The organism is Desulfoluna sp. CLI2B, from assembly GCF_056847375.1.
Genome location: NZ_CP186557.1, coordinates 1,796,845 through 1,821,741 on the forward strand (window position 1 = coordinate 1,796,845; position 24,897 = coordinate 1,821,741).

Sequence of the window (24,897 nt, forward strand, 5' to 3'; positions counted from 1 at the left end):
AATGGAATGTCATATGAGAGATCAGATTGTAGAGAAGGTAAAGAACACGCCGGCGTGGTAGGCGCTGGTGGCGCCGGGTTCCCGACGCATGTGAAGATCAACGCGACGGTGGACACGGTCCTTGTGAACGGCGCCTCCTGCGAGCCCCTTCTGATGAGCGACCCCTACATCATGGAGCATGAGCTCGATATCATGATCGAGGGATTGAACGCGGTGCTGGACGCCACGGCGCCTCCCGCGGGGTCATCTGCATCAAGGGCAAGCACGCCAAGGCCCTTCAGACCATCAAGGACGCTGTGGCCAAGGACACCACCGGACGCCTGGAAGCCTTTGAGCTGAAGGATTTCTATCCGGCAGGCGACGAACAGGTCCTGGTCCGTGAGGTCACCGGCCGCACCGTGCCCGAAGCGGGGATTCCCCTTCAGGTGGGCGTGGTGGTGAGCAACACCGAGTCCCTGTACAACATCGCCAACGCCATGAAGGATATTCCCCTTACCGAGCGATACGTCACCGTCACCGGTGAAGTGGGGCAGGACATGGTGGTGAAGGTGCCCGTGGGCACCATCGTCTCCGACCTCCTGGAGTTTGCGGGCGGTTCCAAAATTTCCGACTACCGCGTGGTGGACGGCGGGCCCATGATGGGCCGCGTTCTGCCCAACACGGATCAGCCCGTCACCAAGGTGACCAGCGGCCTCATCGTCCTGGACCCCGAGCACAACGTGGTCAAGGGCAAGGTCATGGATCCCGCGGCCATCAAGCGCATCACCGGGACAGTCTGCTGCCAGTGTACCCACTGCACCGAGCTCTGCCCCCGAAACCTTCTGGGCCACTCCATCCATCCCCACAAGCTCATGCGCTCCCTGTCGGCCCTGGTTCAGGACCCCCAGGCCCGCATGGAAGCGCTCCTCTGCTGTGAGTGCGGCATCTGCGAGAAGTTTGCCTGCCCCATGGGCATCTCCCCCCGGGAGGTGAACATGCTCATCAAAAAAGAGCTGATGAAAGAGGGGATCCGCTGGCCCGCCACCGGAGAGGAGCCCGTGAACAACCCCATGCGCGACGTGCGCTACGTGCCCACCAAGCGGCTGATGCAGCGCCTGGACGTGCTGAAGTACGACACCCACCCCGGCATGCCCGAAGAGCGTTTCGTGCCTGAGCGCGTGGCCATTCCCCTTGCCCAGCACATCGGCGCCCCGGCGCAGTGCCTGGTCAAAGAGGGCGACCGCGTTGCCAAAGGCGACCTCATCGGCGAGATCCCGGAAGGGGCCCTTGGGGCACGCATCCACGCCAGTATCGACGGCGTGGTCACCTCCGTCGAGGGCGGTGTGGTGAGGATTTCCAGAGGGTAGGGTGCACCGTGTGCACCGCCATAGATCCGCAGCAAAAAAACGACACGTCACGCCCGAGCGCTCGGCGTCGTGAAGAACAATGAGGTAAATGTATGAACTACAGAACAATCGGTGTTGTCGAGCTGAACAGCATCGCCCTGGGCATTGAGACCGCAGACGAAATGAGCAAGGCCGCCACCGTGGACCTGGTGATGGCACGCCCCACCTGTCCCGGACGGTACCTGGTGATGGTGGCCGGGGACACCGGCTCCGTCAAGAGCTCCGTGGCTGCGGGCCGTGAGATGGGAGGGGACCTGGTCATCGACTGGTTCGTCATCCCCAGCGTCCATCCCACAGTGCTTCCCGCCCTGTCCGGTGCCACCATCGTGCCCCGCATCAACGCTCTGGGGGTCATTGAGACCTACACCGTGGCCGCCTGTATCCTGGCCGCCGACGCCGCAGCCAAATCCGGCCAGGTGGATCTCATCGAGATTCGCTTTGCTGCAGGCCTTGCCGGCAAGTCCTTTGTCACCATGACCGGTGACGTGGGCTCAGTGAAGGCCTCTGTGGCTGCCGGTGTGGAAGGCGTGGGAGACTCCGGTCCCGTCTACAACCACGTGGTCATTCCTTCACCCAGCGACGATTTGAAAGCCCAGCTGATGTAAGGCCCGGCCCAGATATGTGCGGACCGGTCTCTTCCCTGAACCGGTCCGCCTCACGGGGGGACGCATACCGCTCCCCCCGCTAACCTGAGCCCCGATGCCCGCAGTGGTATCGGGGCTCAGGTTCACTGCAATACCAAGACTCTTTGAAAAAACGAACGCTGATTCTGATGTGCATGCGGCCGTATTCGACGGGTGCGTGCCTGCTGTTATATTCAATCGTAAAGGAGTTCGACGTATGATGTTCAAGAAACACATGGCATGGATGGTGGGGACACTGTTCGTGTGCGGATCACTGCTCACCGGTTGCGGCGTCAAGGCCGATGTGAAGACTGCCCCTGCAAAGCCCGTGGTCAAGCTGGATGAAGGTCACTGGAATCCGGCGGTCAAGGCAAAACTGGAAACCCTCATCGCCGAAGGGGCCTTCCAGGGAAAAAAAGCTGTTTTCGATTTTGACAACACCACCATCTGCCGGGACATCGGCGAAGCCACCTTTGCCGCCATGGTGGAGGCCGGTCAGCTGACCTTGGACGGGATCTCCCGGGACATCACCCCCTCCTTTGTCCTTGGGAACAAGAAGGTCTCCCTTGAGACCGTGAAAAACCTTCCCGAGTTCTACGAAGATTTTCTCTCCGCCACCAAGCACCAGAAAGGCGAAAAGACTCCCTATTCCAACAGCTACGCCTGGGTGGTCCAGATCCTGGCCGGCATGACCCCCGACCAGATCCTCCCTTACAGTGAAAAGGCCTTCGGCAACAACGTCGCCAAGCAGGATTCCGGCGCAGCCGACCTCAAAGAGACCAAGATCAACGGCTACCGCATGCCCTTCTTCTATCCCGAGATGGTGGACCTCTACGGCAACCTTCTGAAAAACGGGTACGAGGTTTACGTCTGCTCTGCGTCCAACGTCTGGACCGTGCGCTGGATGGTGGCCGCCAACCTCAACAAGCTTCTTGAAGCCAAGTTTGGTAAAGGGGTGGCCATTGCCCCGGACCATGTCATCGGCGTCAACGTGCTTCTGAAGGACAAGCGTGACGGCAAGCTCTACAAGGACCGTCTCCTTGTGAAGAACAACCCGAAATACGCTGCCCTGGATCGTGACGAGCTTTCCAACTACGAGCTCACCACCCAGGTGGTCTACCCCATCACCGGGTACTTCGGCAAGGTTGCCAACATCATCAAGTATGTCACCAAAGAACGCCCCTACCTCATCGGCGGGGACAGCTCCAACGACCTGCCCATGCTGGACCGCGCTGAGAACCGCCTCTGGATCACCCGACTTGAAAAAATGGGGTACCAGAAGGGGCTCGTTGAGCAGATGGGAGACTCCCTTCCCGGCAACTGGATGATCCAGCCTGTCCTCTACAAAAAATCCCCCGGGTTTGTCTCCACCCGCGCGGATCTGGACGCGCGCCTGGCACCCAAACCCTCCGCCATTGAAAAGACGGCGAAGGTTGCAGGCTTCCTCGAAGAGAACGGCGCACTGAAGGCATTCTAAAGCGCGCTGAAAAAAAGAGATAAACATGGCCCGGGGTGCCTCCCGGGCCATGGGTGTTGGATGCAACCCGAAGGTCCGCTGTCACAGGCCGGGCCTTCGGCATCACATAAGGGACCCTGCATTCGGGGACCCGGTGAAGGGCGCGTCAACGGGGACGGGCCTGCCAATCAGTCACTTAATGGAGGAGTGCGTGTGAATTTACGAAGCCAGATCGGTGAGAAGGTCTTTACCTTCTCATCGGTCCGAGATGTTCTGGCAAAAGCAAACAACGAGAAGTCCGGCGACGCCCTGGCCGGCATATCGGCAGAGTCCGCCACCGAGCGCGTGGCCGCCAAGCTCTGCCTGGCCAACCTGCAGCTTAAAGACATCTATGAAAACCCGGTGATCCCCTACGATGACGACGAGGTGACCCGGACCATCTACGACGGCCTGAACACCACCATCTACGAAAAGATCAAGAACTGGAGCGTGGCCGAACTCCGGGAGACCATTCTCAAGACCCGCCGCCAGGGGGATCTGCTCCACATCAGCCGGGGCCTCACCAGCGAGATGATCGCCGCCGCGGCCAAGCTCATGTCCACCATGGACCTTGTCTACGCCAGCAAGAAGATCAAGGTCTCCGCCCACTGCCATACCACCATCGGCCTTCCCGGCACCCTGTCGTTCCGCTGCCAGCCCAACCACCCCACAGACGCCATTGAAGGGATCCTCGCCTCCCTGAAGGAGGGCCTCTCCTTCGGATGCGGCGACGCCTGCTTCGGCGTGAACCCCGTGGAAGACAACGTGGAAGGCTTTTCCCGGGTCATGCGCGCCATCACCGATTTCAGGGACCTCTACGAGGTGCCCACCCAGTGTGTTGTCCTGGCCCACGTGACCACCCAGATGCAGGCCATGGAGAAAGGCGTGCCCGTGGATCTCTTGTTCCAGAGCATCGCTGGGTCCCAGAGCGCCAACGACGCCTTCGGTATCTCCGTCTCCATGCTGGACGAGGCCCGAGACCTGGCCCTGCACAGGGGCTCCTCCACCGGCCCCAACGTCATGTACTTCGAGACCGGCCAGGGCTCGGAGATCTCCCTGGACTGCCACCACGGCGTGGACGAGATGACCCTGGAGGCCCGTACTTACGGATTGGCCAGGCGTTACGCCCCTTTCATGCTCAACAACGTTTCCGGCTTCATCGGCCCTGAGACCATCTACACGGGCAAAGAGGTGATCCGCGCCGACCTGGAGGATCTTTTCATGGGCAAGATGCACGGCCTGCCCATGGGCATTGCCCCCTGCTACACCAACCACATGAAGGCCGACCAGGACGATCAGGAGATCGGCACCATGCTTTGCGCCATGGCCGGGGCCAACTTTTTCATGGGGGTCTCCGGAGGAGACGACTGCATGCTCAACTATCAGGACACCAGCTTCCACGACGATGCGTCCGCCCGGGAGATTTTAGGGCTCAGGCCCGCGCCGGAGTTTGAAGCCTGGCTGGAGAGCCGGGGCATCATGGAAGAGGGTTGCCTCACCGAGGCGGCCGGTGACCCGTCCATTTTCGATAAATAAGGAGAGCAGGCACCATGAACGAGAAAGCACTGATTGAAGACATCATCAAAAAGCTGGTGGAAGAGGGGGCCCTGGCGTCAGCCGAGGGGCCTGCCGCCGACACCACTGCGGCCCGAGCCGAAGCGCCCGTGACCCTGCCTCCCCTGGACGAGGTGACTGTGGACAATCCCCACAACATGGCGGCCCTTGAGGCCATGCGAAAGACCACCCCGGCCCGTATCCTCATGGGACGGTGCGGCGCGCGCCAGAAGACCCATTCCCTTCTCCATTTTCAGGCCGATCACGCCGCTGCCGTGGATGCCGTGTTTATGGACGTTTCAGAGGATTGCCTGGCCGAGAACCGCCTTTTCGGGGTCCAGACCGTGGTCAGGGACAAGGACGAGTTCCTCATGAAACCGGAGCTGGGCAAGAGGCTCAGCGAGGAGGCGAAAAAGACCATCCTCGACACATGCGAGAAGGGCTGCAACGTGCAGATTATCGTGGTGGACGGCTTAAGCTCCACGGCCATCGAGGCCAACATTGCCGATACCCTTCCGGCCATGGTCCAGGGCCTGAAAGCCGAGGGGCTCTCCGTGGGGACGCCCTTTTTTGTGAAGTACGGACGGGTGGGCGTCATGGACGACGTGGGTGCCCTTCTGGGCTGCGATGTGGTGGTGGAGCTCATCGGAGAGCGCCCGGGTCTTATCACCGCCGAGTCCATGAGCTCTTACATGGTGTACAAGGCCGGGAAAGAGACCGTGGAAGCCGACCGCACCATTGTTTCCAATATCCACAAAGGGGGCACGCCCCCGGCAGAGGCCGGGGCCCACATGGCCACTGTGGTCAAGCAGATGCTTTCCCACAAAGCCAGCGGGGTGGCCCTTTCCGAAGCCATGAAAGGCAAGGGCCTCTAAGTTACGGGTGTTTTTGTGGGACCCGGAGCGTTGCCTCCGGCGGGTTGCTTTTTTGGAAAAAAGCTCCGCAAAAAACGGTCTTCATGCACCCACGCTTCGGTTGATCGCCCTGAAGGGTGATCAAAACGAAGCGTGGGTGCGAAAACGTCGAAATGATTTCGGCGAAGCCTGGAAAACCTTGCATAAGGCCTGTTTGTCTAACGTTTTAAACGGTTGGCCCCCGTCAGGGCCGCCGGAGGCTTTTTTTAACAAACCCGATTCCATGGGAGGGAGGCGTTCATTTTATGCCCGACAGCCCCAAAATAGCGTCTTTGTATGCAGCCCATCTTGGCGGCGCGGAGGTGTCCGATGCCGCCGAGGTGGTGACCAGCGTCGGCATCGACATCGGCACCACCACCACCCAGTGCGTCATCAGCCGACTGACGGTGAAGAACACGGCGCCGGGGACCCTGGTGCCGCGCATGGAGATCACCGACAAGGAGGTGGTTTACCGCAGCGCCATCCATTTTACCCCCATCACCCACGGGAACCTGGTGGACACAGAGGAGGTGTTTCGCCTTGTGGAGGGTGAGTTTACCCGTGCCGGGGTGTCGCCTTCGTCCATTGACACCGGCGCGGTGATCATCACCGGAGAGACCGCCAAAAAGGAGAACGCTCGCCGGATCTCCGGGGAGCTGGCCGGGTATGCCGGAGACTTTGTGGTGGCCACGGCCGGGGGAAACCTGGAGTCGATCATTGCCTGGTGAGGTCGGTTTTCGGATTACTCCCGAAACCGTTTCAAGACCGTTGCCAACATTGACATCGGCGGCGGCACGGCCAACATCGGGATCTACCGAAACGGAAAAGCCATCGACAGCTGCTGCATCAATGTGGGCGGGCGGTTGATGCAGGTGGACGCTGCAGAGGGACGGATCCTCCATGTGGCGGAGCCCATGCAGCGGGTTCTGGAGGACCTGGGGGTAAGGGCTAGGCCCGGCGATGCGGCCGAGCCCGTGGTCATCGACATCATCTGCCGCCGCATGGCCGAGGTGGTGGCGTCGGTCCTCCGGGACCCCGAGCCCCGGGGGCTGGAGGCAGCCCTTCTCATGACCGACCCCCTCCGGCTCGACTACACGGTGGATTGCGTCATGATCTCAGGGGGCGTGGCCGACTCCGCCTACACCTCATCGCCGTGCGACACCCTCTCCGAGATTGCCCGCTACGGGGACATCGGCCCCATGCTGGGGCAGCAGGTGCGTCGGGTATTCGACGCCGCAGGGGTAGAGCTCGTCCGGCCTGCCGAGACAATCCGGGCCACGGTTATTGGTGCCGGATCCCGCACCGTGGATGTGAGCGGCAGCACCATTTCGGCAGACGACACCTTGCTGCCGCTGACGAACATCCCGGTGGCGGTCCCTTTTGCCGAAGGGATCCCGGAGCAGGCCGACGACATCGCCGAGGCGGTCTTCCAAAGCGCAAATCAGTACGAAGAAGAAGAGGCCCCGGAACAGATCGCCGTGGGGATCCGGGGGCAAACTTACCTCAATTACCCGACGGTGCAGTTGCTTGCAAAGGGGATCCTGGGTGGCCTGGCACGGACAGTGCGGGCTGGACTGCCCGTTATTGTTGTGCTGGAGCAGGACAGCGCCAAGGTGCTTGGCCAGAGCCTTCGGGCCCTGAACCCGTCCGCCCGTGTGATCTGCGTGGATCAGCTGGAGGTGGCGGAAGGGGACTACATCGACATCGGCCGCCCCCTTGCAGGGGGGACGGTGGTGCCCGTGGTGATCAAGACCCTGGTGTTTGAAACGCGTCAGGCATAACTCCGGTATCCACGGGCCTATCTATAAAAACCGTTTGTAGCGACTAACGGCTCGCTTTCCCGTGACGTATCCGTGATAGAAATGTGGTTTGAGTATATTTGAAGGAGACTGATGATGTTTGGAAAAATGGGTCTGCGCGGCAAAATGCTGCTTAGTATTTGTGGGGTGGTGTTGTTATCCTACTCCGTGAGTATCTCGTACATTACTTACAATGCCTCGAAGATGGCCCGTGCCGAGGCGGAGGAGAAGACCCTTGAGATCGCCTCCAACCACGGCCGGATGATCAAGTCGGAGCTGGACCGGGCCATGGACGTGGTCCGCACCGTGGCCCACTCCCTTGAAGGCATCAAAAAAGGCGACACCGCCCCGGATCGGGGTCAGATCAACGCCATGCTTAAGAACGTGCTGCGCCAGAATCCCGATCTCATAGCCATCGACACCTGCTGGGAGCCCAACGCCCTGGACGGGCGCGACGCCGAGTTCATCGGTGTGCCGGGCCATGACGAAACGGGCCGCTTCGTGCCCTACTGGAACCGCGGCAGTGGGACCATCGAGGTGGAGCCCCTGGTGAACTTCGATACCGAGGCCTGGTATCAGGATCCCAAGAGGACGGGACATGAAGTTATCACCGAGCCTTACGTCTATCCGGTGGGCGGCAAGGATGTGCTCATGGCCACGGTGGTGGCCCCCATCATGGTGGAGGGGCGGTTTTTAGGCATCGTGGCCGCAGACATCGCTCTGGACACTTTCGGAAAGATGATGGAGAAGGTGAAACCCTTCGGCACGGGATACGGCTACCTGGTTTCCAGCGGGGGCTATATCGTTGCGCACCCCGCCGATGAGTTGGTGGGAAAAAACCTGAGAGAGCTCGTGACGGGAAAGGTCCAGGCATCGTTGCTGAGCGCCTTGGAAGAGGGGCAGGTTTTTGCCGTGGAGCGGAAAACGGTCAAAGACGGCCAGATGACCTTCCAGGTGCTTGCGCCCATTACCGTGGGTAAGACCAATACACCCTGGGCCATCGGCATCGTCGTGCCCCTTGCCAAGGTGATGGAAGGGGCGGTTAAGCTCCGGAACACCAGCATCGTCATCGGCCTGGCCGGTTTCCTTCTGCTGGTGGCCGTGGTGTGGTTTATCGCCATTGCCCTGGTGGTGAAACCCATCAACGGCGTGGTGGAGGGCCTTCGCGATATCGCCGAAGGGGAGGGGGATCTCACCCTTCGCCTGCCCGTCAACACCCAGGACGAAATCGGGGAACTTTCCACCTGGTTTAACAGCTTCATTGAAAAACTCCAGCGCATCGTGGGGGACCTGTCCGGCCAGGCAGGCGCCATGGAAGGGGCGTCCGGGGCTCTGCTGGATGTGGCGGGGGATCTTTCCACCCGTGCAGACAACACCTCCGAGCGCGCCACTTCCGTGTCCGGTGCCGCCGAAGAGATGACCTCCAATATCAACGGAGTGGCCGCCTCCATGGAGCAGGCCTCGGCCAACAGCGACATGGTGGCCACCGCTGCCGAGGAGATGACCGCCACCATCGGCGAAGTGGCGAAACAGTCGGAGACGGCACGAAACATATCGGAGAAAGCCGTGCGACAAGCCGGGGGCGCCTCCACGAAAATGGCTCGCCTGGGTGAAGCCGCCGCCGCCATCGGAAGCGTCACCGAAGCCATCAGCGAGATCTCCGAGCAGACCAACCTGCTGGCCCTTAACGCCACCATTGAGGCGGCCCGGGCAGGGGAAGCGGGCAAAGGATTTGCCGTGGTGGCAGGGGAGATCAAGGCCCTGGCCAACCAGACCGCTGAGGCCACCCGGGACATCAAGGCCCAGGTGGACGGGATCCAGGGAATCACCGGCGAAAGTGTCGACGATATCGAAGAGGTGACCCGGGTGATATCCGAGGTAAACGACATCGTAGGGACCATCGCCACGGCCGTGGAAGAGCAGTCTGTTGCCACGCGCGAAATCGCGGCGAATATCTCCCAGGCGTCCCAGGGGATCCAGGAGGTCAACGGCATGGTGGCCCAGAGCTCCGGGGTGATCACCGAGATCACCCGGGAAATCTCCGAGGTGAACACCAATGCCGCAGACATCTCCGAAGGAAGCAGGAGGGTCCACGGCAATGCCGAAGAGCTGTCCCAGATGTCCCTTGCCCTGAAGCAGGTGGTGGAAACCTTTAAGATTTAAAAACGTGAGGCGTTGCCGCGGCCGCGGCAAGGTATCTTGAAATGATCCGGGAATGCCCAGGGGTCTGGGCGTTCCCGGTTAATTGCGCGATACGTTGATCATGACTTCCGTGACGAACTTGGAGCTCTTTCGGGTGGTCCAGTAATCGGTGACGTACCGTTCGTATGATTTTTTTCCCAGCACGTAATTGTGCGTTCGGGCCCATTTGCAGATCTTTTCGTAGGTTTCGTTGATGTTTTTATGGGACCCGATGTGGTAACAGGTGATCATCATCTGCCCGCCGAAGGACATTTTCTCGTGTTCTTTGCATTCCTTCAGTGTTTTCTGCATGATCCGGACAGGTTGATGCCTGTTTTTGACCCTGTCCTCAAGCGATGAAAAATTGATCATCACCGGTCCGGTGATTTCGTTGTTCACCTTCTCCACGTAATTGGTGAACTCGATGTTGATGATGGATGCCTCAATGTCGTTGGTGAAGACCTGCTCATGGAACAGATAGTCCGAGGCCTCCACATACTTGACGGCGACTTCCTGAATGTTGTTGTCGATGACCATTTCGGCTTCTAAGATCAGGTCATGCCAGTCCCTGACGGACTCGTACTGCCTCCGGATCTCCTCCTGGGCTTTTTTCAACTCTTCGATCTTCGCGTTGAAGGCGTCCCGACCGGAGGTAGATCTGCTGGGGCGGGTGTCCACAGTGCCCTCGATGAATCTTTCATTTCGTCGAGCTTGAACCCCATCTGTGAAGACTGACTTAACGGACCGCCAGTAAGGATTCGTTGGAATAATACCGGTAGTTGTTGTTGCAGGAGCGCTCGGACTTGATAAGTCCGATTTTGTCATAGTGCCTGAGCGCCTTTTTGGACACATTGCAGATCTGGCTGACTTCGCCAATGGAATATCTGTCTTTGTACTTCATGAACCATCCTTCTGGCTTGATGAAGGCTCGGGGAATGAACTCTCCCATAAGCCCTGACCCGGACCGGCGTATCCTGCCGTCGGAAACCGATCCCTCCCTTGCATACCCCGTTCAGCATGTCAGCCAACCCAAAAAAAACGGCGATGTTCCTTTTAAAGGTATGCCATGCTGTTATAATCCTGTACATGTTTCCGATGATACAGGCTGCCTGTGTCGGACCGGCGCTGTCCTGAAGGTTCCGAACTCCAACAAAAAACAGGAAACCTTCATATGACGGGGGACACTTTTTGTAGAAAATGATGGAAAAGATGATACCCATGTATCCCTTTTCAGTCAACTGATTGCCGATTTTTAGTGCAAAAAAGGTGGATGTTCCCTTGGGGATGCCCGGTGTGTCCGGAATGGGCCCTTTTTCTCGCCAAAAAAGCCTGTGTCCGGGGTTAAAGACTGTGGAAACCCGGGCTTGTGGTGGGGTGATGCCGCCTTGCCGCCGGGAACAAAGGTGGAAGCATTGCATGGGCCGATGTCCGGAGTTGGTGGGCAAAGGCCCCGACATGGGGAGGCAATGAGCAAATTTTTGGGGAGACGTCACAAAAAAAATGCGGTGACATGACGTGCTGAGGCACCTCTGACATGGACATTCTCTTTATTATACGCGGTGGCCCGAAGAAGAAATTTCCCGCCTCTCCCGGACCCCACGGAACGGCTCAATTTTTCGGTAAAAAAGGTTTTGACATTCCCCTTAGGGGCACAGTTATAGTCCTCGAAAAGCTGAAATCCGTGTTGATCATGCAGCAGACGTATGTTTTGCGTGTCCGGGTTTATCCAAAAAAGTTTTGGTTTTTAGGGAGGAAAGTTCATTCATGTTTGAAGCATCAGGTTCACAGAATTTGGCCGCGATGGAGGCCAAAAACAAGATGGCAGCCGATTTTAAGAGAAAGGGCGTGTTGATTGCTCTCTTCTCCGGCTTATGTTACGGATTTTATACTGCTTTTATGACTCTTGGCATGTCCAAGGGGCCTTGGATTGATTGGTATGGCGCAAACACAGCAGGCCTGTCCGCTTTTGCCATCACCTATCTTCTCGGTGCCCTTGGCGCGGCAGTGACTGACTCCTGCAGCGCCTGCTGGTCCATTTTGATCGCCATTATCAGGGGCAAACTCGGCGACTTTTTCCGTTGCCTGAAGACCAAGCCCGGTGTGGTGATGATGGTAGGCGCTCTTATCGGCGGTCCCTTTGCAAGTACCTGTTATGTTATCGGTCTTCAGAAAGCCGGTTCCATTGTGGTTCCCATCAGCGCCCTGTGCCCCGCCATCGGCGCTATCCTGGCCCGATTCTGGTTCAAGCAGGAGCTTAATGCCCGCATGATGCTGGGTATTGCCATCTGCTTCGGCGCCAGCGTCATGATCGCCTATCCCACCCTCGGTGGCGACGCCCCCGAAGGCATGGCCCTTGGTATCTTCTTCGGTTTCCTTGCCGCTTTCGGCTGGGGTTTTGAAGGGTGTGTCTGTGGTTACGGCACGGCCCTCATCGATTCCGAAGTGGGTATCACCATTCGTCAGGTCACCTCCGGCCTCTCCAACTTCATCATCCTCGTTCCCCTTTTCGGTATGATTTCCGGTGGCGGCAACACCGCCGCGCTGGTGACGGCGTGACCCTGATGGATCCATTGTCTGGTTTGCCTGTGCCGGTCTTGCTGCTTACGGCGCCTTCATGTTCTGGTACAAAGGCAACAGCATGTGCGGTGCCGCCCTCGGAATGTCCTGTAACGGCACCTTCTCCTTCTGGGGTCCCTTCTGCTGCTGGGTTGTCCTCGGCATGATCTTCGGTCTCGATGGCTGGGCCATGGCTCCCATCTCCTGGATCGCAGCTGTTGTTATGGTTGCCGGTATCTTTACCATTGCCCTGAACCCCCTGGACCTGCTCAAAGGCAAGGAGGATAAATAAGATGAAACCCCTTAACTACGCGATTCTTAAGTTTTTCACCACGGTTGAAGAGGCGTGTGCCGACGATGTCATGGCCGCTCTCAAGGGTGAATACAGCAACTTCAAGGCCTTCAATAAGCCCGACATGATCGCGGCCATCATGACCGCCGAGGCCAACGGCCTCCTTGAGGAGACCCGTTACGACATGGACGCCAACAACGAGCTGCGCGTCTACTATCGTGCCCACGAGGAAGGGGCGGAGACCATCAACCACTACATCAAGGATTGATGACGCTCTGACGCGTCGGTGGCCTCGGTTCCATCGTCGCGTCGCCGATAGAAGGCTTGAGTTTTCAGCCGGCCCTTAAGGGCCCTGTTCCCATACCATGGGGGCAGGGCCCTTTTTTTTGTTGCGTGACAGGCGGCTGTGCATCGTTTTTTTTACGAAGCGGACAGGGCCCTGAACGCGGGTTTGAGGTTGCCGCCTCCGGGGCAGTGGGTCTGTCCCGGGTCAGGGTGCCCCCTGGGTAACGGCTATGATGAAGCAGGGTTTCTTTTTTGCATTTGAAAAATCAGCTTTTTAAGCACACATGATGGTTTTTACCCTCGAAAGGGTTTTATTTTATACGGATTATCTTCATTGAAAACAAGGTGTTGGGCTTGACGGTGTTGGGTTTGAAAACTGGCCGGACCAATTTGCATTTTAGCCTAAAAAACCATTGACTTTCCCCTATGGGGGAAGGGTTAAGGTACTGCCAGCATAGGGCTGAATCGTTCAAAATTAAGGATCAAATCAGGGAAGGGATTTTAATGCGATATTACGGAGAAGAGGCGTTAGGACTCATCGAAACCACGGGCATGGTTCCGGCCATCTACGGCGCCGACCAGATGCTCAAAGCTGCCAATGTTGAATTGATTTCATACGAGAACATCGGCTCCACGCTGGTGACGATTTTTGTGAAGGGCGACGTCGCCGCCGTCAAGGCCTCGGTGGAAGCCGGTGCTGCCGCGGCAAAGGAGATCGGACCCCTTACCGCGCACAACGTCATGCCGCGTCCCATCAGCGCTGTCGGCGACATTGTCTCCGTACACGATGTGGATGCCCAGATCGATGACGCCGAAGACCTTCCCCGGTCCAAGGCCCTGGGCATGGTGGAGACCTTCGGTATCGTGTTTGCCCTTGAAGCGGCGGATGCCATGGTAAAGGCCGCGGATGTGGACCTGCTCGGTTACGAGAACACCGCGTCGGGTTACATCTCCATTCTGGTTTCAGGTGACGTGGGTGCGGTCAAGGCTGCCGTTGAGGCAGGCGAGTCCGCCGTCAAAGAGATGGGCGTCGACCCCCACAGCTCCTGCGTGATCCCCACGCCCCATCCTGCGCTGACAAAAATTACCAGCCAGTACGCCCTCGACAAGCTGCTGCCCTGATTTTGACGGGCTCGGCAGAGGGGACTTTTACGAAAGACGACCATGAAGCAAAGGAGAGGGAGAGACAGCATGACGATCATCGACAATGATTTACTCTCCATCCAGGAAGCACGGATTCTTGCAGAGAATGCGTTTGAAGCACAGAAGAAACTCGCCACCTTTTCCCAGGAGAAGCTGGACGAGATCGTCGAGTGCATGGCGGACGCCGCCCAGGAGCACGCTGAAACGCTTGCCGTGTTGTCCCATGAAGAAACAGATTACGGCTCATGGCAGGACAAAGCCGTCAAGAACCGGTTTGTATGCGGGTACGCGCGCAAGCATTTGAGGGGCATGCGCTGCGTGGGCGTCATCGGTGAAGACCCTCAGAACCGCATGATGGACATCGGCGTTCCCGTCGGTGTCGTGGTGGCGCTGAGTCCTGCGACCAGCCCGGTTTCAACCACCATCTACACGGCGCTCATTGCCGTAAAGTCCGGCAACGCCGTTGTGTTTTCGCCCCATCCCAGGGCGCGTAAGACCATGGGCAAGGTGCTGGACATCCTCATTGAGGCCGCAGAGTCCAAGGGGCTGCCCGAAGGCTGCCTGACCTACCTGGGCACGGTGACCGCTTCCGGCACCCGGGAGCTCATGAGGCACAAGGGCACCTCCCTGATCATGAACACCGGGGTGCCGGGGATGCTCAAGACAGCCTACAAGGCCGGGAAACCGGTGATTTACGGGGGTACCGGCAACGGGCCTGCGTTTATCGAACGCACCGCCGACATCACCCGGGCCGTTGCCGACATCATCGCCAGCAAGACCTTTGACAACGGTATCGTGCCGTCTGCCGAACAGTCCATTGTGGTGGACAGCTGCATTGACCGGGACGTCAAGGCAGCCCTCCGGGCAAAGGGCGCTTATTTCATGACCGAAGAGGAGACCCGGACCTTTACCGCTCTCTTTTTCCGTCCCGACGGCAAGCTTAACCCCGGGATGGTCGGGGTCTCAGCCAAAACCCTGGCCCATAGGGCAGGGTTTGAGGTACCGGACGATGTTTCCGTGCTCATGGCAGAGCGCAAATACGTCTCCGACACCGACCCCTTTGCCAGGGAGATGCTCTGCCCCGTGCTGGCCTACTACGTGGAAGACGACTGGATGCACGCCTGTGAAAAGTGCATCGAGCTCCTGGTGACCGAGCGCAACGGCCACACCCTCGTCATCCACTCCAACGACCAGGATGTCATCTGCCAGTTTGCCCTGAAAAAACCCGTGGGCCGGCTGCTTGTGAATACACCGGCTGCCTTCGGCGGCCTGGGGGCCACCACGAACCTGGTCCCCTCCATGACCCTGGGCAGCGGATCGGCAGGGGACGGCATTACCTCGGACAACGTCTCCCCCTTAAACCTGATCTACACCCGCAAGGTGGGCTACGGGGTCAGGCGCATGGAAGAGATCGACAGCGATATCAAACACGACGATAACCCCTCCCCGGGCACCGTTGCACATGGGGCAGAGGACAATTTAGTGAATATGCAGACCTTCCAGAAGCTACTGGACGAGGCCATCCGAACCATCGGTGGCGCAAAGTAGATACCATTGGAAGAGGATCAGTTATAAGGGAGGAATACTTTTGGATCTTCATGAATTTTCAAGCAAGCTTGCAGAAGCGACTAAGAACCTGACCCCTCAAGAGCGCGCATCGCTCAAAAAGATGTTTGAGGGCATCTCTTCTGAGATCACCAAGGCAGCCCCTGGCGTTGCAGGTATCGCTACAACCCACGGCCCCGGTATTCCCGACGGCCCCACCGAGCGTCACGCACAGCTGAGGGAGAATTTCCTCAAGCAGGTGCCCTCCATTACCATTCACCGCGCCAAGGTGATGACCCAGATCGCCAAGGAGAACCCCGGTCTTCCCAAGGCCATCCTCCGCGGCATGAGCTTCAAGCGCTGCTGCGAGACCGCGCCCCTGGTAATCCAGGACAACGAACTCATCGTTGGCTCCCCCTGCGGCTCTCCCCGAAGCGGTGCCTTCTCTCCCGACATTGCCTGGCGCTGGGTCCGCGACGAGCTGGACACCATTGGTACCCGTGCCCAGGACCCCTTCTTTATTTCCGAAGAGGACAAAAAGGTTCTGAAAGATGAGATCTTCCCCTTTTGGGAAGGCCAGTCCGTGGACGAATATTGCGAACAGCAGTACCGCGAAGCCGGCATGTGGGAGATCTCCGGTGAGTCTTATGTCACCGACTGCTCCTACCACGCCGTGAACGGCGGGGGTGACTCCAACCCCGGCTACGACGTGATCCTCATGAAAAAGGGGATGCTCGACATCGTCAAGGATGCCGAGGAGAAGCTGGCCGAGCTGGACTACGAGAACCCCGAAGACTTTGACAAGATCTACTTCTACAAGTCCCTGATCCTCACCGCCGAAGGCGTGATGATCTACGCCAAGCGCATCTCCGACTACGCCGCAGAGCTGGCCGCCAAGGCGACCAATCCCCAGCGCAAGGCCGAGCTGCTGAAGATCTCCGAGGTCAACGCCCGCGTTCCCGCCCACAAGCCCGAGACCTTCTGGGAAGCCATCCAGGCGGTCTGGACCATCGAGTCCCTCCTGGTGGTGGAAGAGAACCAGACCGGTATGTCCATCGGCCGTGTGGACCAGTACATGTACCCCTTCTTCAAGGCGGACATCGACGCCGGTCGCATGACCGAGTACGAAGCCTTTGACCTGGCCGGTTGTATGCTCATCAAGATGTCCGAGATGATGTGGCTCACCAGCGAAGACGCCTCCAAGTTCTTTGCCGGGTACCAGCCCTTCGTCGACGACGTGTGTGTGGTAGCGGGTGGCCGGCGGCGCTCGACCACCAACGACCTCACCTACCTGCTCATGGACGCTGTGCGTCACGTGCGAGTGTACCAGCCCTCCCTGGCCACCCGTGTCCACAACAGGTCCCCCCACAAGTACCTGAAGAAGATCGTGGATGTTATCCGTTCCGGCATGGGCTTCCCCGCCATCCACTTCGACGACACCCACATCAAGATGATGCTGGCCAAGGGATGCTCCATCGAAGACTCCCGCGACTACTGCCTCATGGGTTGCGTTGAGCCCCAGAAAGCAGGGCGTCTCTACCAGTGGACCTCCACGGCCTACACCCAGTGGCCTATCTGTATCGAGATGGTCCTCAACCACGGTGTGCCCCTCTGGTACGAGAAGCAGGTGTGCCCCGACTACGGCCCCCTGAGCCAGTACGACACCTACGAGAAGTTCGACGCGGCCGTCAAAGAGATGATCAAGCACGTCACCAAGTGGTCCAGCGTGGGCACCGTTATCTCCCAGCGCATCCACCGTGACCTGGCACCCAAGCCCCTCATGTCCATGATGTACGAGGGTTGCATGGATTCCGGCAAGGACGTCTCCGCAGGCGGCGCCATGTACAACTTCGGCCCCGGTGTTATCTGGAGCGGCCTGGCCACCCACGCCGACTCCATGGCTGCCATTAAGAAGCTGGTCTTTGACGACAAGAAGTACACCCTGGAGCAGATGAACGAAGCCCTCAAGGCCGAGTTCAAGGGCTACGATCAGGTGAAGGCCGATTGTCTTGCCGCTCCCAAGTTCGGCAACGACGACGACTACGCCGACCTCATCGCCGCCGACCTCGTCAGCTTCACCGAGCAGGAGCACCGCAAGTACAAGACCCTCTACTCTGTCTTGAGCCACGGGACCCTCTCCATCTCCAACAACACGCCCTTCGGTCAGCTCCTGGGAGCTTCCGCCAACGGCCGTGATGCGTGGATGCCCCTTTCAGACGGCATCAGCCCCACCCAGGGCGCCGACTTCAAGGGCCCCACCGCCATCATCAAGTCCGTGTCCAAGATGTCCAACGACAGCATGAACATCGGCATGGTGCACAACTTCAAGCTGATGAGCGGCCTGCTGGACACCCCCGAAGGGGAGAACGGCGTCATCACCCTGATCCGTACCGCCTGCATGCTGGGCAACGGGGAGATGCAGTTCAACTACCTCGACAACGAGACCCTGCTGGAAGCCCAGAAGACCCCTGAGAAGTACCGCGACCTCGTGGTCCGCGTGGCTGGCTACAGCGCCTTCTTCGTGGAACTCTGCAAGGATGTTCAGGACGAGATCATCAGCAGGACCATGTTGCACGAGATCTAAGGGGATCACACCGAGACTGACAGACACATAGGGATTTTTAGCACCATGAGCAGCACAGGCGGAACCATGATTGAACGAAAAGCACTGATATTCAACATCCAGAAATACAACATGTATGACGGGCCCGGCGTAAGGACCATCGTGTTCTTCAAAGGGTGTCCCCTGCGCTGCAAGTGGTGCTCGAATCCCGAAAGTCAGAAGAAGAAACACCAGGTCCTGTTTAAGGAGAGCCTGTGTGTCAACTGCGGGGCATGTGTCTCGGTGTGCCCCACCGGTGTCCACAGGCTCTCCCCGGACACCGGGGCCCACGAGTTCGTCAAGGGCAGCGAGTGCATCGGGTGCCGCAAGTGTGAAGAGGCCTGCCTTCAGTCCGCTCTCTCCGTTGTCGGGGATGTGAAAACGATTTCGGAGCTGCTGGAGATCGTGGAGGAGGACCGCTCCTTTTACGAGATGTCCGGAGGCGGCCTGACCTTAGGGGGAGGCGAGGCCCTGATGCAGCCGGATGCCGCGGCCAACCTGATGATGGTCTGCAAGCAGGTGGGCATCAACACCGCCATCGAGACCTGCGGCTACGCCAAGCCCGAGGCCCTTATGAAGGTGGCCGAGTTCACGGACCTTTTTCTCTTTGACATGAAGCACATGGACTCCGATCGCCACCATGAACTGACCGGGGTCCGCAACGAGATGATTTTAAGCAACCTGAAAACCCTGCTGGACAACCGGCACAACGTCCAGATCCGGATGCCGCTCCTTAAGGGCGTCAACGACAGCGAAGGGGAGATTCGTGCCCTCATCGATTTTCTGATGCCGTACCGGGATTACAAGAACTTCAAAGGCATTGACCTGCTCCCCTACCACAAGATGGGGGTCAACAAATACAAGCAGCTGGGTTGGGATTATCCCATCCAGGGAGATCCGAGCCTCTCCGACGCAGATCTGGACCGTATTGAATCGTGGATTAAGAACTCAGATTTTCCGGTGACCGTGGTGAGACACTGAAAAACGGTCCCATGGATGGGTATTTTATACAAGGTTGGTAACAGGAACGTGCGCAAATACATGAAAGGGTTGAAAAACACATGAAAAAACTGATTTGTGCGGATGATATCGAAAAGCTGGTGAAGCAGGGGGAGACCACCCTTTGCGTCGAACCGGGGATGATTTTGACCCCGTCGGCAAAAGACGCCGCAAAAGCCGCCAAGCTGACGCTGTGCGAGGGCAAGACCGAAGCCGAGTGCGTCGCGTGCAAGGCCCAGGCACCTGAGTGCGCCGCCGCAGGTGACGCCGCCGCCTCGGAAGAAGAGGGCGAGATCAGCTGTGAGACAATCTACGGAGCCCTGAAAGCCATGATGAACAAGGGGCTTTTGAACGGCATCATGACCGACGGCACCGCCGCCTCCGAACCCTACTGCGCTGAAACCGGCGGCGGGGTCAAGCTGGTCCGCGGCAAGTCCGTAGCCATGGAAGTCCTCGACACCGGAACGCCCGATGCCAAGGCCTGCTTCCGTGAGGTCGTCGGCGGTGACGACGGCTCCCATATGGGTGCCGGGTTCCTTGAGATCGACGCCTCCCGCTTTGAGTGGGTGATGGAAGGGTACGAAGAGATCGACTACGTCATCGAAGGGACCCTCACCGTGAGCATCGACAACCGGACCTTCACCGCCAAGGCCGGGGATGTGTTCTTTGTCCCCTCCGGCGCCAAGGTCGTCTGGGGCTCCCCCGACAAGGCCAAGGTCTTTTTCGCCACCTACGTCGTAGAGTAGAGGGGGTAAGCCATGAAGGCACACGGAGTCATGAAGCTAAACGGCAGGGCATTGGGGATCATCGAGACCGTGGGTCTTGTCCCCGCCATCGAGGCCGGTGACGTGGCGGTGAAGACCGCCGATGTCTCCATCCTCGGTTCCCAGGCCGTGGGTGGGGGCCTTGTCTCCATCCTGATGACCGGTGACGTATCTGCCGTCAAGGCGTCGGTGGACGCCGGAAGCACGGCGGCCGCGCGTCTTGGGGAGGTTCTCTCCATTACCGTGATCGCCCGCACCGCAGAAGGCCTGGACGGCATTTTGATTGAAGAGGCCAAGCGGCCCACCTGCGTTCCCGAGCGCAAGACCCCCGAGGCCGAGGAACCGGAGATCATCCTTGAACCCGAGGTTGAACCGGAACCGGAGCCCGCGGCACTGCCCGATGCGGCGACACCCGACCTCACCGACAGCCCCAGCCCTGCAGATGAGGGCGGAGCCGAGGATGCCCTGACCGTTGACATGGCAGACCTGAAAAAACTGAAAGTGACCAAACTGCGGCGCCTCGCCCGGCAGATCCCCACCTTTTCCATCCCGAGGGGTGAGATCAAGTATGCCAAGAAGAAAGATCTTCTTGAGGCGTTTGTTCAATACATGAAGACATTAGAGAAGTAAGAGAGGACGTAAGATGGTAGATAAGGATTTGCTCTCAATTCAGGAGACCCGAGCCCTGGTCCGTGCGGCACGCGCTGCGCAGCCCGTTCTTGAACGGGCCGGTCAGGAACGCGTGGACGCCCTTGTGGAGGCCATTGCCAAAGTGGGTGCCGAGATGGCTGAAGAGCTGGGCAAGATGGCCAGCGAAGAGACCGGCTTCGGTAAGTGGCAGGACAAGAAGCAGAAGAACATCCTCGCCTCTGAAAAGCTGGTGAGCTACTACCGCGGCGTCAAGACCGTGGGGATCATCAACGAGGACACCGAGAACAAAATCGTTGAGATCGCTGCTCCCATGGGTGTGATCGCGGGCCTCATCCCCTCCACCAACCCCACGAGCACCACGCTCTACAAGGCCATCATCTCCCTTAAGAGCGCCAACGGCATCGTGTTCTCTCCTCACCCCAGCGCGGTGAAGTGCATCACGGCCACCGTCAACATGATCCGCGGCGTCCTCAAGGCCATGGACCTCCCCGAGGACCTCGTGGGCGTCATCAGCGTTCCCACCCTCCAGGGCACCGATGAGCTGATGAAGATCTCCGACATGATCCTGGCCACTGGCGGCAACGCCATGGTCAAGGCCGCTTACAGCTCCGGCACCCCCGCCCTGGGCGTGGGTTCCGGCAACGTGCCCGCCTTCATCGAGCGCAGCGCCGACGTGGACGTGGCCGTCCAGAAGATCTTTGCCTCCAAGACCTTTGACAACGGCACCGTATGCGCCTCCGAGCAGGCCATCGTCACCGAAGCCTGCATCGCAGACAAGGTAAAAGCCAGCGTCATCGCCCAGGGCGGCTATTTCCTGGAAGGGGAGAATCTGGCCAAGGTCAAGCGCGTCATGGAGCGCCCCAACGGCTCCATGAACCCCGCCATCGTAGGCCGCTGCGCAGCCGACATCGCCAAGGTGGCCGGCATCGACGTGCCCGCCGGCACCACCATGCTGCTCTGCGACGAGCCCGGCGTGGGACCCAAATTCCCCTTCTCCAAGGAGAAGCTCACCGCACTTCTCGGTTTCTACGTGGTCAACGACTGGCAGGAAGCCTGCGAGCTTTGCTACAAGCTCCTGCACAACGGCGGCCTGGGCCACTCCATGGGCATCCACTCCAACAACGAGACCGTGATCCGTGAGTTCGCGCTGAAGAAGCCCGTCTCCCGTTTCCTGGTGAACACCCCCACCACCCAGGGCGCCGTGGGCATCTCCACCAACATGGCTCCCTCCTTCACCCTCGGGTGCGGGACCGTGGGCGGCAGCGCCACCTCCGAGAATGTCGGTCCCCAGCAGCTCTTCAACATCCGTCGCATGGCCTACGGCCTGGACGACGCCGCTGCAACCACCTGCAACGCCTCCACCGAGAGCGTGGACGTGCAGGCCGTGACCAACATGATCATGGAGCAGCTCAAGAAGATGAGCGGCACTGTTTAATTGCAAGACAAGGCCGCCTTTGCCGGCGGCCTGAACCAAACACGATGTTGCACCGGGGCCCTTCAGGTCTTTACGCGGGGCCCCGGCGACAGATAGTCACAGATACTTTATTTTTAGGAGAAAAGAATCATGAGTTCACAGAATGCACTTGGAATGATCGAAACCCGAGGTCTCGTAGGCGCAGTAGAAGCAGCAGATGCCATGGTAAAAGCTGCCAACGTTACCCTCATCGGCCGCAGCCAGGTGGGTGCCGGTCTCGTGACCGTGATGGTCCGAGGTGACGTAGGCGCCGTCAAGGCAGCCACCGATGCCGGTGCAGCAGCCGCCGACCGCGTGGGCGAGCTCGTCAGCGTACACGTCATTCCCCGTCCCCACGGTGAAGTGGAGCTGATTCTCCCCAAAATTGAAGGATAATAAGCCATGAAAGTCATATCGGAAACCTATCTGAGGGAGATCTTCAGAAAGGACGTTCCTGAGACTTTCAAGCTGGAGGAGGGTCAGATCCTGACCCCCTCCGCATCCCAGCTTCTCGGTGAGAAGGGGGTCAAGGTCGTCAGGGGGGAAGAAGCGTCATGCGCCTCGCAGCCCGAGGCCGCCCCGGAGAAAACAGAGGCGGAAGGGAAAACCGGCCCGACATACGTGTCGGCCGTTGACGGCAGCTTCTACGACACAAAGCCCGAGCACATGACCCAGCTCACGGGCAACCGGCTGGTCCCCAAGGACCATCCGCGCATTGTGTTCAGGGGCCGTCTCGATACCTGCCAGGGGGAGATTCTCCTGCTGCAGGCCAAAGCCCACGATGCCGGTAAAAAGGCATTGGTGGCGGATCTCGCTGAGATCCTTGAGTGGACCCGCGACATCATGCGCCGCGATGTCCTGGATACCCCCATGCCGGACAAGCCCATCCTGGGGCTTACCGACGGGGAGCTCCGGGCCCACTCACACAACCCCAAAAAATACTACGGGGTGGGTCACCTTCTCCCCACGTACGACATGGGGGAGATGATTCTGAAGCTCAACCGCCTGCGAGCCCTGGTTCGTGAGTTGGAGGTGTCGGCCGTCAGCGTGCTCAAAGAGTCCTTTCAGCTGGGCACACCCGACATGGTCCAGGCCCTGAACCGCATGAGCAGCGCCATTTACATCATGATGCTCAAAGACAAGGGCGGCATGTACACCTAGGAGATCCGATGCAACAGACTATCGTAGAAGACATTATCAAGAAGGTCATGGACCAGATGGGAGAGACCCCGGCGGAAAAGGCGGCGGCGTCCTGCGACGCAGCCATCCCCGTGGAGCTCTCCGGTCGCCATGTCCATCTGTGTGAAGAAGATATCAAAGAGCTGTTCGGCGGTTCCCTGACCCACGTCAAGGAGCTCTCCCAGCCGGGTCAGTATCTCTGCAAGGAGCGGGTCCGTCTTATCGGTCCCAGCGGCGTCATCGACAACGTGGCAGTCTTAGGGCCCGCCCGACCCAAGAGCCAGGTGGAGCTCTCCCTCACCGACGCTCGCATCCTGGGTGTCAAGGCACCGGTTCGCCAGTCCGGCGACGTGGCCGGTACCCCGGGTGTCGTCCTCACCTCCGGCAGCGGCCTTGCCGGGTTGGAAGAGGGGGTCATCGTTGCAGCCCGTCACATCCACATGTCCCCTGCGGACGCGGCCCGTTTCGGCGTGTCCGACAACCAGAAGGTGGACGTCCACATGGACGGATCCCGCCCTGCGGTGTTCAAGGATGTCATTGTGCGGGTGAACAAGGACTTCCGACTGGCCATGCACATCGACTTTGACGAAGCCAACAGCTGCGGCCTGGGCAAGAATGCCACCGGTCGTATCGTGGGCGTCACCCAGGAGGCGTAATGCTGGACTTTTCATCCGTGGATCGGCTCATCGCCGATCTGGAAACGTGCCTCGACACCACACGGGAGGTCTCTCCCACCGAAGAGCTTCTGGTGGGGGTGGACTTGGGTACCGCCTTCATCGTGCTGGTCGTCATGAACAGCAAGAGGGAGCCCGTGGCCTGTGCCATGGAGTTTGCCCAGGTCATCAAAGACGGCCTGGTGGTGGACTACATGGGCGCCATGACCGTGGTCAGGCGTCTCAAGGCCCAGCTTGAGGAACGCCTCGGACGGGAACTGGAAAAGGCGGCCATTGCCGTGCCTCCCGGGACCGGCGAGTCGGACTGCAAGACCCACGGTTATGTGGTGGAAGGCGCGGGGATGGAAGTGACCAACCTGCTGGACGAGCCCACGGCGGCCAACGCCGTGTTGGGGGTTGAAGACGGTGTCATCGTGGACATCGGCGGCGGTACCACCGGCCTCTCCATCCTGGAGAAGGGCAAGGTGGTCTACGTGGCCGACGAAGCCACGGGCGGAACCCATCTCTCCCTGGTCCTCTCCGGCGCTTACAAGGTGAGCTTCGAAGAGGCCGAGGAGATCAAACGGGACTACGGGCGGCACAAGGAAATTTTGCCGCGGTCCGTCCCGTGATCCAGAAGATGGCCACCATCGTGAAAGGGCACATCGAGGGGCGGAACATAAAAGCCGTTTACCTTGTGGGCGGCACCTGCTGCCTTACGGACATGGAGACCGTGTTTGAAAAAGAGCTCGGGATCCCTGTGTACAAACCGGCCAACCCCTTTCTCGTGACTCCCATGGGCATTGCCCTGAGCTCGGTGCCACAGGGCGAATAGGAGAGACACC

General features: G+C 59.3%; 23 protein-coding genes and 2 pseudogenes. 23 read left to right on the forward strand and 2 right to left on the reverse strand.

All coding sequences use genetic code 11. The annotated features are described in order from the left end of the window. Nucleotides 1-6 precede the first annotated feature (6 nt). The 8 genes and pseudogenes from ACOYW2_RS08710 to ACOYW2_RS08745 form a co-directional block, all read left to right on the forward strand. Nucleotides 7-587, forward strand: a pseudogene (locus ACOYW2_RS08710) (electron transport complex protein RnfC); the annotation flags it as partial. Nucleotides 588-638: 51 nt separating this feature from the next. After that, nucleotides 639-1,346: a 4Fe-4S dicluster domain-containing protein gene (locus ACOYW2_RS08715; protein ID WP_482771007.1), complete on the forward strand. Its 708-nt coding sequence runs from the start codon at nucleotides 639-641 to the stop codon at nucleotides 1,344-1,346. A 92-nt stretch (nucleotides 1,347-1,438) separates the two neighbouring features. Beyond that, complete coding sequence (locus ACOYW2_RS08720) at nucleotides 1,439-1,990, forward strand: BMC domain-containing protein (protein ID WP_482422569.1); 552 nt, start codon at nucleotides 1,439-1,441, stop codon at nucleotides 1,988-1,990. A 235-nt stretch (nucleotides 1,991-2,225) separates the two neighbouring features. Further along, nucleotides 2,226-3,485, forward strand: a complete 1,260-nt coding sequence (locus tag ACOYW2_RS08725; protein ID WP_482770132.1) for an HAD family hydrolase — start codon at nucleotides 2,226-2,228, stop codon at nucleotides 3,483-3,485. A 192-nt stretch (nucleotides 3,486-3,677) separates the two neighbouring features. Next, on the forward strand, nucleotides 3,678-5,039 hold the full coding sequence (locus ACOYW2_RS08730; RefSeq protein WP_482770133.1) for an ethanolamine ammonia-lyase subunit EutB: 1,362 nt from the start codon (nucleotides 3,678-3,680) through the stop codon (nucleotides 5,037-5,039). Between the two features lie 14 nt (nucleotides 5,040-5,053). After that, the gene (gene eutC / locus ACOYW2_RS08735; protein WP_482770134.1) at nucleotides 5,054-5,932 is read left to right on the forward strand and encodes an ethanolamine ammonia-lyase subunit EutC; all 879 of its coding nucleotides are present in this window, start codon (nucleotides 5,054-5,056) and stop codon (nucleotides 5,930-5,932) included. A gap of 284 nt (nucleotides 5,933-6,216) precedes the next feature. Continuing rightward, nucleotides 6,217-7,731: pseudogene (locus ACOYW2_RS08740) on the forward strand (ethanolamine ammonia-lyase reactivating factor EutA). A gap of 111 nt (nucleotides 7,732-7,842) precedes the next feature. Beyond that, nucleotides 7,843-9,912: a methyl-accepting chemotaxis protein gene (locus ACOYW2_RS08745; protein WP_482770135.1), complete on the forward strand. Its 2,070-nt coding sequence runs from the start codon at nucleotides 7,843-7,845 to the stop codon at nucleotides 9,910-9,912. Nucleotides 9,913-9,990: 78 nt separating this feature from the next. Here ACOYW2_RS08745 and ACOYW2_RS08750 read toward each other — a convergent pair whose 3' ends face one another. Together ACOYW2_RS08750 and ACOYW2_RS08755 are read right to left on the reverse strand one after the other, a co-directional pair. Further along, a complete protein-coding gene (locus ACOYW2_RS08750) occupies nucleotides 9,991-10,608 on the reverse strand; it encodes a GyrI-like domain-containing protein (RefSeq protein ID WP_482770136.1) in 618 nt (205 codons plus the stop codon). 58 nt (nucleotides 10,609-10,666) lie between these two features. Further along, nucleotides 10,667-10,831 (reverse strand): MerR family DNA-binding transcriptional regulator, encoded by a 165-nt coding sequence (locus ACOYW2_RS08755; RefSeq protein ID WP_482422577.1) that lies wholly within the window; start codon nucleotides 10,829-10,831, stop codon nucleotides 10,667-10,669. 1,103 nt (nucleotides 10,832-11,934) lie between these two features. Between ACOYW2_RS08755 and ACOYW2_RS08760 the strand changes: the two genes are divergently transcribed. The 15 genes from ACOYW2_RS08760 to ACOYW2_RS08830 all read left to right on the forward strand — a co-directional run bounded on the left by ACOYW2_RS08760 (nucleotide 11,935) and on the right by ACOYW2_RS08830 (nucleotide 24,887). After that, nucleotides 11,935-12,486 carry a hypothetical protein gene (locus tag ACOYW2_RS08760; RefSeq protein WP_482422578.1) on the forward strand — a complete coding sequence of 184 codons (552 nt, stop codon included), beginning with the start codon at nucleotides 11,935-11,937 and terminating at the stop codon, nucleotides 12,484-12,486. Nucleotides 12,487-12,544: 58 nt separating this feature from the next. Next, a complete protein-coding gene (locus tag ACOYW2_RS08765; protein WP_482422579.1) occupies nucleotides 12,545-12,778 on the forward strand; it encodes a hypothetical protein in 234 nt (77 codons plus the stop codon). Between the two features lies 1 nt (nucleotide 12,779). Beyond that, entirely contained in the window at nucleotides 12,780-13,046 is a 267-nt protein-coding gene (locus ACOYW2_RS08770) for a hypothetical protein (RefSeq protein WP_482416620.1), read from the forward strand. Nucleotides 13,047-13,567: 521 nt separating this feature from the next. After that, complete coding sequence (locus ACOYW2_RS08775) at nucleotides 13,568-14,185, forward strand: BMC domain-containing protein (protein ID WP_180141160.1); 618 nt, start codon at nucleotides 13,568-13,570, stop codon at nucleotides 14,183-14,185. 69 nt (nucleotides 14,186-14,254) lie between these two features. Continuing rightward, nucleotides 14,255-15,754, forward strand: coding sequence for an aldehyde dehydrogenase family protein (locus ACOYW2_RS08780; RefSeq protein ID WP_482770137.1), 1,500 nt, complete (start codon nucleotides 14,255-14,257; stop codon nucleotides 15,752-15,754). A gap of 40 nt (nucleotides 15,755-15,794) precedes the next feature. Continuing rightward, a complete protein-coding gene (gene cutC / locus ACOYW2_RS08785) occupies nucleotides 15,795-18,335 on the forward strand; it encodes a choline trimethylamine-lyase (RefSeq protein WP_482422582.1) in 2,541 nt (846 codons plus the stop codon). 66 nt (nucleotides 18,336-18,401) lie between these two features. After that, nucleotides 18,402-19,334, forward strand: coding sequence for a choline TMA-lyase-activating enzyme (gene cutD / locus ACOYW2_RS08790; protein WP_482416617.1), 933 nt, complete (start codon nucleotides 18,402-18,404; stop codon nucleotides 19,332-19,334). Nucleotides 19,335-19,414: 80 nt separating this feature from the next. Then, nucleotides 19,415-20,098 (forward strand): cupin domain-containing protein, encoded by a 684-nt coding sequence (locus ACOYW2_RS08795; protein ID WP_482422583.1) that lies wholly within the window; start codon nucleotides 19,415-19,417, stop codon nucleotides 20,096-20,098. Between the two features lie 12 nt (nucleotides 20,099-20,110). Beyond that, nucleotides 20,111-20,746 carry a BMC domain-containing protein gene (locus tag ACOYW2_RS08800; protein ID WP_482770138.1) on the forward strand — a complete coding sequence of 212 codons (636 nt, stop codon included), beginning with the start codon at nucleotides 20,111-20,113 and terminating at the stop codon, nucleotides 20,744-20,746. Nucleotides 20,747-20,759: 13 nt separating this feature from the next. After that, entirely contained in the window at nucleotides 20,760-22,202 is a 1,443-nt protein-coding gene (locus ACOYW2_RS08805) for an acetaldehyde dehydrogenase (acetylating) (protein WP_180141170.1), read from the forward strand. 129 nt (nucleotides 22,203-22,331) lie between these two features. Continuing rightward, nucleotides 22,332-22,616, forward strand: a complete 285-nt coding sequence (gene eutM / locus ACOYW2_RS08810) for an ethanolamine utilization microcompartment protein EutM (RefSeq protein ID WP_092215742.1) — start codon at nucleotides 22,332-22,334, stop codon at nucleotides 22,614-22,616. Nucleotides 22,617-22,622: 6 nt separating this feature from the next. Continuing rightward, nucleotides 22,623-23,381 (forward strand): hypothetical protein, encoded by a 759-nt coding sequence (locus tag ACOYW2_RS08815; protein ID WP_482770139.1) that lies wholly within the window; start codon nucleotides 22,623-22,625, stop codon nucleotides 23,379-23,381. A gap of 8 nt (nucleotides 23,382-23,389) precedes the next feature. Continuing rightward, nucleotides 23,390-24,055 carry a phosphate propanoyltransferase gene (locus ACOYW2_RS08820; RefSeq protein WP_482422586.1) on the forward strand — a complete coding sequence of 222 codons (666 nt, stop codon included), beginning with the start codon at nucleotides 23,390-23,392 and terminating at the stop codon, nucleotides 24,053-24,055. Further along, complete coding sequence (eutJ, locus tag ACOYW2_RS08825) at nucleotides 24,055-24,684, forward strand: ethanolamine utilization protein EutJ (protein ID WP_482770140.1); 630 nt, start codon at nucleotides 24,055-24,057, stop codon at nucleotides 24,682-24,684. The genes ACOYW2_RS08820 and eutJ overlap by 1 nt, the downstream gene beginning before the upstream one ends. Continuing rightward, on the forward strand, nucleotides 24,681-24,887 hold the full coding sequence (locus ACOYW2_RS08830; protein WP_482770141.1) for a hypothetical protein: 207 nt from the start codon (nucleotides 24,681-24,683) through the stop codon (nucleotides 24,885-24,887). The genes eutJ and ACOYW2_RS08830 overlap by 4 nt, the downstream gene beginning before the upstream one ends. The last annotated feature ends 10 nt before the right edge of the window (nucleotides 24,888-24,897 follow it).